The organism is Nitrosomonas ureae (genome assembly GCF_900108305.1).
In the GTDB taxonomy this organism is placed as follows: domain Bacteria; phylum Pseudomonadota; class Gammaproteobacteria; order Burkholderiales; family Nitrosomonadaceae; genus Nitrosomonas; species Nitrosomonas ureae_B.
Genome location: NZ_FNUX01000045.1, coordinates 1 through 7317, shown reverse-complemented (window position 1 = coordinate 7317; position 7317 = coordinate 1). Strand labels below are relative to the sequence as shown.

General features: G+C 36.5%; 8 protein-coding genes and 1 pseudogene. 5 read left to right on the top strand and 4 right to left on the bottom strand.

Going from position 1 to position 7317, the window contains the following annotated elements; genetic code table 11:
- Positions 1-210: 210 nt before the first annotated feature.
- The gene (locus tag C4S39_RS14610) at positions 211-585 is read right to left on the bottom strand and encodes a DUF883 family protein (protein WP_103967669.1); all 375 of its coding nucleotides are present in this window, start codon (positions 583-585) and stop codon (positions 211-213) included.
- A 45-nt stretch (positions 586-630) separates the two neighbouring features.
- Positions 631-894 carry a DUF883 family protein gene (locus C4S39_RS14605; protein ID WP_103967668.1) on the bottom strand — a complete coding sequence of 88 codons (264 nt, stop codon included), beginning with the start codon at positions 892-894 and terminating at the stop codon, positions 631-633.
- Positions 895-1110: 216 nt separating this feature from the next.
- On the opposite strand from C4S39_RS14605, the gene C4S39_RS15405 reads away from it, so the two are divergent.
- The 3 genes from C4S39_RS15405 to C4S39_RS14595 all read left to right on the top strand — a co-directional run bounded on the left by C4S39_RS15405 (position 1111) and on the right by C4S39_RS14595 (position 3514).
- Entirely contained in the window at positions 1111-1266 is a 156-nt protein-coding gene (locus C4S39_RS15405) for a hypothetical protein (RefSeq protein ID WP_181023841.1), read from the top strand.
- A 566-nt stretch (positions 1267-1832) separates the two neighbouring features.
- Entirely contained in the window at positions 1833-2657 is an 825-nt protein-coding gene (locus C4S39_RS14600; RefSeq protein ID WP_103967667.1) for a DUF2971 domain-containing protein, read from the top strand.
- A gap of 50 nt (positions 2658-2707) precedes the next feature.
- On the top strand, positions 2708-3514 hold the full coding sequence (locus C4S39_RS14595; protein ID WP_103967666.1) for a potassium channel family protein: 807 nt from the start codon (positions 2708-2710) through the stop codon (positions 3512-3514).
- Positions 3515-3857: 343 nt separating this feature from the next.
- Here C4S39_RS14595 and C4S39_RS14590 read toward each other — a convergent pair.
- Positions 3858-4097: pseudogene (locus tag C4S39_RS14590) on the bottom strand (neutral zinc metallopeptidase); the annotation flags it as partial.
- A 472-nt stretch (positions 4098-4569) separates the two neighbouring features.
- Positions 4570-4917: a DUF3465 domain-containing protein gene (locus tag C4S39_RS14585; RefSeq protein ID WP_103967665.1), complete on the bottom strand. Its 348-nt coding sequence runs from the start codon at positions 4915-4917 to the stop codon at positions 4570-4572.
- Positions 4918-5073: 156 nt separating this feature from the next.
- On the opposite strand from C4S39_RS14585, the gene C4S39_RS14580 reads away from it, so the two are divergent.
- Together C4S39_RS14580 and C4S39_RS14575 are read left to right on the top strand one after the other, a co-directional pair.
- On the top strand, positions 5074-6717 hold the full coding sequence (locus C4S39_RS14580) for a SagB/ThcOx family dehydrogenase (RefSeq protein WP_103967664.1): 1644 nt from the start codon (positions 5074-5076) through the stop codon (positions 6715-6717).
- 158 nt (positions 6718-6875) lie between these two features.
- Positions 6876-7106, top strand: a complete 231-nt coding sequence (locus C4S39_RS14575) for a hypothetical protein (protein WP_258039467.1) — start codon at positions 6876-6878, stop codon at positions 7104-7106.
- Positions 7107-7317: the final 211 nt, after the last annotated feature.

The window sequence follows — 7317 nt, the reverse complement described above, 5'->3', positions numbered from 1 at the left end:
CGCGCTGGCGCGGCAGACAGTGTTCGATCCGTTGATATTGGTTTTCAGTGATTTCCATCACCATATTATATCAAATAGTGTTAACAGGCCCTAGTTTAAAAAATATCCCTTTCATTAGGATTATGAGGCGGGCATTTTTATTTCCATCCCAGCAACTTTAAACCACATTAAACACATTTTTTATGATATTAAAAATACGAATTATAGAATTTAACGATTTAAGAACTTGCTGACGAGAAATCCCACCCCTACCGCAATTCCTAATGCCCTAACAGGATTCTCTCGAACATAAGTAGAATATTTCACAATCACTTCCTGCTCAGCATTAATCAGTTGATATTTTTTCTCTTGGAGGTTATCTATTGCTTCATGAGTTGCGGTTGTAGCCTTATCAATAGTTTCATGCGCTAAATTATTTAGCTCATCTCCTTTATCCACAATTTTATTCGCAACTTGACTAAGTTCATCCCCTTTATCGACAATTTTAGTTGCAACTTTGTAGGTTGCATTTGTAGCCTTGTCTATAGCTTCATGTGCAAATTGAGATGTTTTGTCTATGTTTGATAATTTTTCAGACTTTTCCACGGTAACTCCCTTAAAGGTTCTTTAACTAATAATTATTTTCAAATATCAACGATCATTGAACCATTTACTCAACAGAAACCCTACTCCAACTGCTATACCAACCGATCTCAGTGGATTGTCACGAATATATGAAGTAGTTTCTTTGACTAATCTTTGTTCCACACTCCTAATTTGATCCCCTTTCTCACCAATAGTATCTGCAACTTCTTTGGTCGCTTTACTAACCTTATCAATAGTATTATTAGTTGCGTTCATAGTGTTATCAATTGTTTTGCTTGCAGAATCCACTACCGTATCTATATTTTTCATAGAAATCCTTTTATTAATTAAACGTTGGTTATCAGCTTATAAAATAACATCCTTATATAATTGGATCAGTTAGGAAGCTAACTTACATTCGATTTAATAAAATAGTTAGACAGATAATATTTATTTTTACCTTATAATTCATTATCTTGATAGGCATCAATACTTATATCAGGAAAATAAAATTAATAATTCGAGAAAGAATAATTAGCACTTAAGATGAAACTACAAGATCGATTAAGAAAGTTGGAAGCATTTGCAAAAGTTGAGTCTCAAGAGATTAAGATTCTCAAAATTATCGTTGAGCCTGATGGCGCTATTTCAGATGCTTTGCAGCGAAATACAGATGGTGAACGGTTTTTTTATTTCGATTGAGGAGAACTCAAAATTGAATTAACTTAAGAGTTAAATTTTTATCACGTAAAATGATAAATATAATATCATTAATATTCATATATTTACAAAATTTATCTTCTGTATTGTGAAAATCTTCTCTCGGCGTGTAAATTTAGTCGGTTACTAAGCTATCTACAAAGCAAACGCAATTCTTCCTTATCAACGCCTGATTCAATCAGGCGCTTCTTTTCCTTCGTAACATACCGGTAAAATCTGCGCTTTCTGATTTGTTACGGGTGTAACGAATGCGCCAATAATAATTATTACGTTTTGGAAATATTATCAAATTAAGCACTCCTAACAAAAGTACTTTGTAGCATTGCGGAAAATTCCAATAAAAATATACCCGTCGATTAGTAGGGATAAAGTATGAATCTAAAGATTAAGGAAGAAAACACTCGATTATTTTTTTAAGATAGGGAAAAACAATTACTAATATAATAAAAGCTTCTAAAACTTAAAAAGATGTATTTTTTCAGATGCCCTACCGAATTCATCCAGCATGTACAGCCCCAACAGATGTTAATTGTTTAATCTGGCGGTATATGGATTTTGAAAAGTTTTTATCCTTAATTGATAAATCAGCCCTTTACTTCCCCAGGCTTGATAAATTAAGTAAAGTAGATCCATATGAAGGACATTTTACTCATGTTAACGCGATGATCGGAAACGAGGAAATTACTTTATTTGATCAACTAAAGCACCAAGTCATTGCACATATTGATAAAGAAAAAAAAAGGATGATTGAAGTTGATAATAAAAGTTTTGAAGATGCAGAAGACTGGGGAAAGAAAAAATATGAGGACGATAAAATAAATATAGATCTTATAGCTTCGGCACACCGAGAAATTCCCCGAGCTGTTTTAAATGATCGTAATAAAATATTTGTTCATTCATGGCACATGCAAGAATATGAATCTGCAGCCATGTGGAGTTTATACGCTAAATATTCAAATGGCATAGCAATTGTAAGTACATACAATGATCTTGTTCAATCGGTATTAGATAATCAGGATTATATTGTTTATATTGGAATCGTTAATTACATTGATTATCGAAAAGATCACATTCCAGTAAAAAATATGCTCTCTCCTTTTTTATATAAAAGGAAAAGTTTCGAACATGAAAAAGAGTTAAGAGCGCTAATTCATGTTAGGAAATATGATGAATATGATCGGCCAATTGATACCGATCAAAATATAAATGGGATTTATGTAAATGTGAATCTGAATGAATTAATCAAAATTATATATATTTCACCCACCGCAGAAGAGTGGATAGTAGATTTAATAAAATCTATCTTAAAAAAATATAATCTTAATCCCCTTGTATTCCATTCCGACCTTCAATCTTCAGCGCCCATTTATTAAAATAATTATTTTCTACATGATTTTCAAATAGAAGCTACTATGGGATAAAAATGTTAAATCATGGGGTTCCATGGCAATATGTTGTAACAGTTGTATTTATACAAACTGTATTTTTCATTATTACGTTATTAGGTAGTCTGATTAGCAGATATTTAAATTGGAATTCAATCATTACAGTAATTTTCTTGATATTAGGATTTATTATAATAATATGGATAATCCCAACCCTTTTAAATTTAAGTAGATCTTTTTATACATTTTTATTCGCTCTTTTGCTGCTACAAATTGGTACTACAATACTTGCTTTTGCACTTCACTATAAATCGTCAGGGTTAATAGGTGAATGCGGTGAATTCATACCAGATTTATCAGATGCTATTTATTTCAGCATTACGACTTTTACTACTTTAGGATATGGGGATTTACAACCACTTGAAAGCCATAGACTAACAACATCTTATGAAGCACTTGCAGGTATGGCATCAATGGCAATTGGAGCATCATTAATATGGTTATGGTGTCAGGAAAATCTAATTCCGAAAGAAATGGCCCTATTTGACGGCGACAGAACAAACAAAAAAACTTTCATAGAAGGAAGAATTCGCGTAAGAACTCTTACAGGAAAAGAAAAGGAGCTTTATGACTGGATGCTCCCACCCGAACCAGGGGAATCATTTTATTACAATACCAAGAGAAAAGAATGGATTCCAATTACTAAAAATACTATTGTTCCAGAGAATGTATCTAAGATAGTGATTGGTTATCAAAAAGATTTTAAATGGTATATCGAAATTTTGAATATATTCAAAATATTCAAAATATTTAAAATATTTGGAAACAATAATAAATCAGAATGAAATTTATAAGTGCGAGAAATTGTGATCAACAATTAAATTTCAAATTGATATCTTTCTCGTAAATCAGCGACACGATGCTTGCGTGTAATGTTTTGCAAAGTTGGCAAGAATATGTGTGTCCACAGCTTCAGCAGGAACATACCCGTTTACGCAAACTTGAGAACTACCACATTTAGCCCTTGGCAAAGCCTCGGAGCCTCCTTTCATCAAGATTTGAAGCTATCCGTAAAACTACCAATATTTTGAAATGTACCCATTCAAAATGGGATTTATAGTTAGTAATAGAAAACCATATAAATGTGTGGTTTAGATTGCAATAGCAAAAAGAATTTTTACGGAAAATTTATAATTTATCCGCAGTGAAGGTATCACAATCGCCAATTTTTCCTGATTTTAACCCTTTTCTAAACCAGCGTACTCTTTGCTCTGAACTACCATGTGTAAAAGATTCGGGAACAATATAACCTTGTGATTGTTTTTGTAAACGATCATCCCCAATGGCCGATGCAGCGTTTAAACCCTCTTCTATATCTCCACTTTCCAGAATATTACGAGCTCGATGTGCATTATTTGCCCACACGCCTTAGGAAAACCTGAAGATGCACAAATATGCTTAGATGCAACGACACGATGTTTCGTACAAACGAAAGAATAAGGCTCTAAAAAATAGAGAGTGACAGAAGTTTACAGATGCATCTATATTTTATATGCCTCTGCACAGTTTTCAGTACTCTGATAATAAATGACTTTTAAATTGCCTGAAAACCACATAATCAATTGGTTATCAATAAATCATGTAATTCTATAAGTCATTTTCAATAATGCTTTTAGTTTCGATTTATAGTCAAGAAATCAAAAGACAACACAAAATTGAATTGTGTCAAATTTGTGCCAATCTACGATGTAAGTGATACTATTTATAATAGTTTGAGACTGTTTTTGTGCTTGGCAAGAATTGCAAGTTATTGGTTTTTATATGTTATATATTTCAAGTTACGTTTCATAATCAGTAGGTCAATACAAATCAAAATTCAAGTGTATCTTACGATACGAAGTCACTGGTAGATAACATTCTTATGAAAGATCCAGCCATTCACATGAATTTCTTCAGGATCATCATGTGTCCAATGAATGACTCCACCTTTATCATTCCATTCATATTCCCCAAAAAATTCAATTCGATCATTTAAGTACAATCCATCAATTCTTGGTGCTAAATCTATATTGTGACCAATCAGTAGCGTTTGCTTTGATTTTAACTCAATGATAAATCTTTGATGACGGCTACCGTCAAGATCATCCGATAAAATGGAAGTCACAACACCTGACCCATAAACTTGTACACTACTCTGACCACCACTAAATAAGTGAACTAAAAATCCATCACTATCAGGTTCCAACACAAATCAATACCATCGTTGTAATATTCATGTCGAGCGCTCCTCAATATTTTAGTTGGCTTTCATCACTATTCTGGCACCTCGATGCTGTTTAGGGCGCGTTGGGGACTCCATTCTCAATATTATTATTCTGCTATTTACAGGATAGCTTGGAAAATTATGCCCGTTTCTTATCAAACAAAACAGATTGACGAAGTCGTGGTGTATCACCAATTGAGTAAACACCATTTTAACCGGTACGCAGCGAGTCTCGGGTATCTCGATTGGGCAACGCAACCCGATTCGTTTCGGCGTTATGCCGGCGCAAAAAAAATTCCGCTTCGAAAAATTGAATCCGATGAATTTCTGGATATGGATTATGAGAGTGTATTTCATGCGAAAACAGTCAGGCACGATAAAGGTGATTTAAATATCGATTTGATCTCCCGATTATTTTTTGACAGTCTTTCACTTTCGGCATGGAAGAGTTCGGGTAAAAGTCGCTGGGCGCTCCGGGTCAATCCCTCAAGCGGCAATTTACATCCGACAGAAAGTTATTTACTCTCCGGGCCGATGGATTCAATCAGTGACGAGGCATTCATCGCGCATTATTCTTCAGATGAGCATATTCTCGAGTTGCGGAGTGAATTCGATGTTTCGCTTTGGCACAAATTGCGTAAAGGATTCCCAGTTGAAGTATTTTTTATTGGGCTTAGTTCTATTTACTGGCGGGAGGCCTGGAAATATGGTGAGCGTACATTTCGTTACTGCCATCATGATGTCGGCCACGCGATTGGTGCGATCAGTCTTGCAGCTTCTTCATTGGGTTGGCAGACAACACTCATTGAGACACTAAGCAGAGAGGAATTATCGATATTGTTTGGCTTGGTGGATTCACGCGGTCCAGAAGGGGAATACCCGGACTGTTTGATCGCCCTTACACCGCAAGCAAACAGCGTGAATCAAACGGAAATAGCAAAAGACACTATCGACCAATTTCAATTACTTAGCTGGCATGGGAAGGCAAACCAACTCAGCCCCTCTCACGTGAGTTGGCCAAATCTAGAGAAGATCGCGACAGTGACAGCAAAGCCGAATAATGAACCGATTCTGTTTGAGAATCTTTTGCGCGGTGAAGAGAAAACGACCGAAGCCTATACGAATCGATCTGTCTCTTTTAGAAAGATAGTTCGACAGAGACGAAGTGCCGTCGCAATGGACGGAAAGACGTCGATAAGCCAGGAGCAATTTTACCAGATTTTAAAAAAGACATTGCCGGAAGAGAATCGGTATCCTTACGAAACGCTACCATGGTTGCCCAAAGTTCATTTGGCCATATTTATCCATCGTGTTGAGAACCTTGAACCGGGGCTTTATTTTTTAATTCGCAATGTTGAACATACGGATTGCTTGAAAAAGGTAATGCGATCCGATTTTCTCTGGGAGAAGCCGGCAGGTTGTCCAGAAAAACTGCCCCTTTTCAAATTGCTTATAGCGGATGTACGAGATGCGGCGAAGCAAATTTCCTGTCTACAGGATATCGCTGCGGAGGGTTGCTTTAGCCTGGGAATGCTCACGCAATTTCAGGAATCTCTTCAAAAATACGGGGCCTGGTTTTACCCGCGACTCTACTGGGAATGCGGCCTAGTGGGACAGGTTCTTTATCTGGAGGCCGAAGCGACTGGCATTCGCGCCACAGGCATTGGGTGTTTTTTTGATGACCCCATGCACCGCGATTTTCTTGGCATTAAAGATCTGAGTTATCAATCGCTCTACCATTTTACGATCGGGGGCGCGCTTGAAGATACCAGGATTGAATCCTGAATCTGAAGCCAAGCGAGACGGAAACATACGCTAACGGAACAGATTTATTGATACCAATCTAAAACTGAGCAGATAAAGCTGTTTTGTAAATTAAATGATTGCATTCCATCAGCGGTTAATTTTAACATCAACGGCGAAAAGTTACGGATCGTCCGGAGATGCCTGGCAAGCGCCTTAGTGATGCCGCTCTGCTTCCTGCTGAAAGCTTCATGGAAAAAGATTCCGACAATCAATCCCATTGGATCACTCTAGTCCCGGGAATGGCTATCCAGGCGTTACTGGCTGAAAGAGGAGGCGAACAAAGGGTCTATGTGATTACTGAAGAAACGCCATCTGAATACAACTGGATTCATGACCGATGGCCCAGACTGAGGAAATTATCGATTTGATAAGGTGTTTACACTCATTTTTCCATTTATCATACACGACATTCCTCCGAATTTAATTTTGATATATAATGCCTTGCAATTAATTGGCCCAGTATATTAGTCATTCCATTCTCCACACTAGGGCCTGTTAACACTATTTGATATAATATGGTGATGGAAATCACTGAAAACCAATATCAACGGATCGAACACTGTCTGCCGCGCCAGCGCG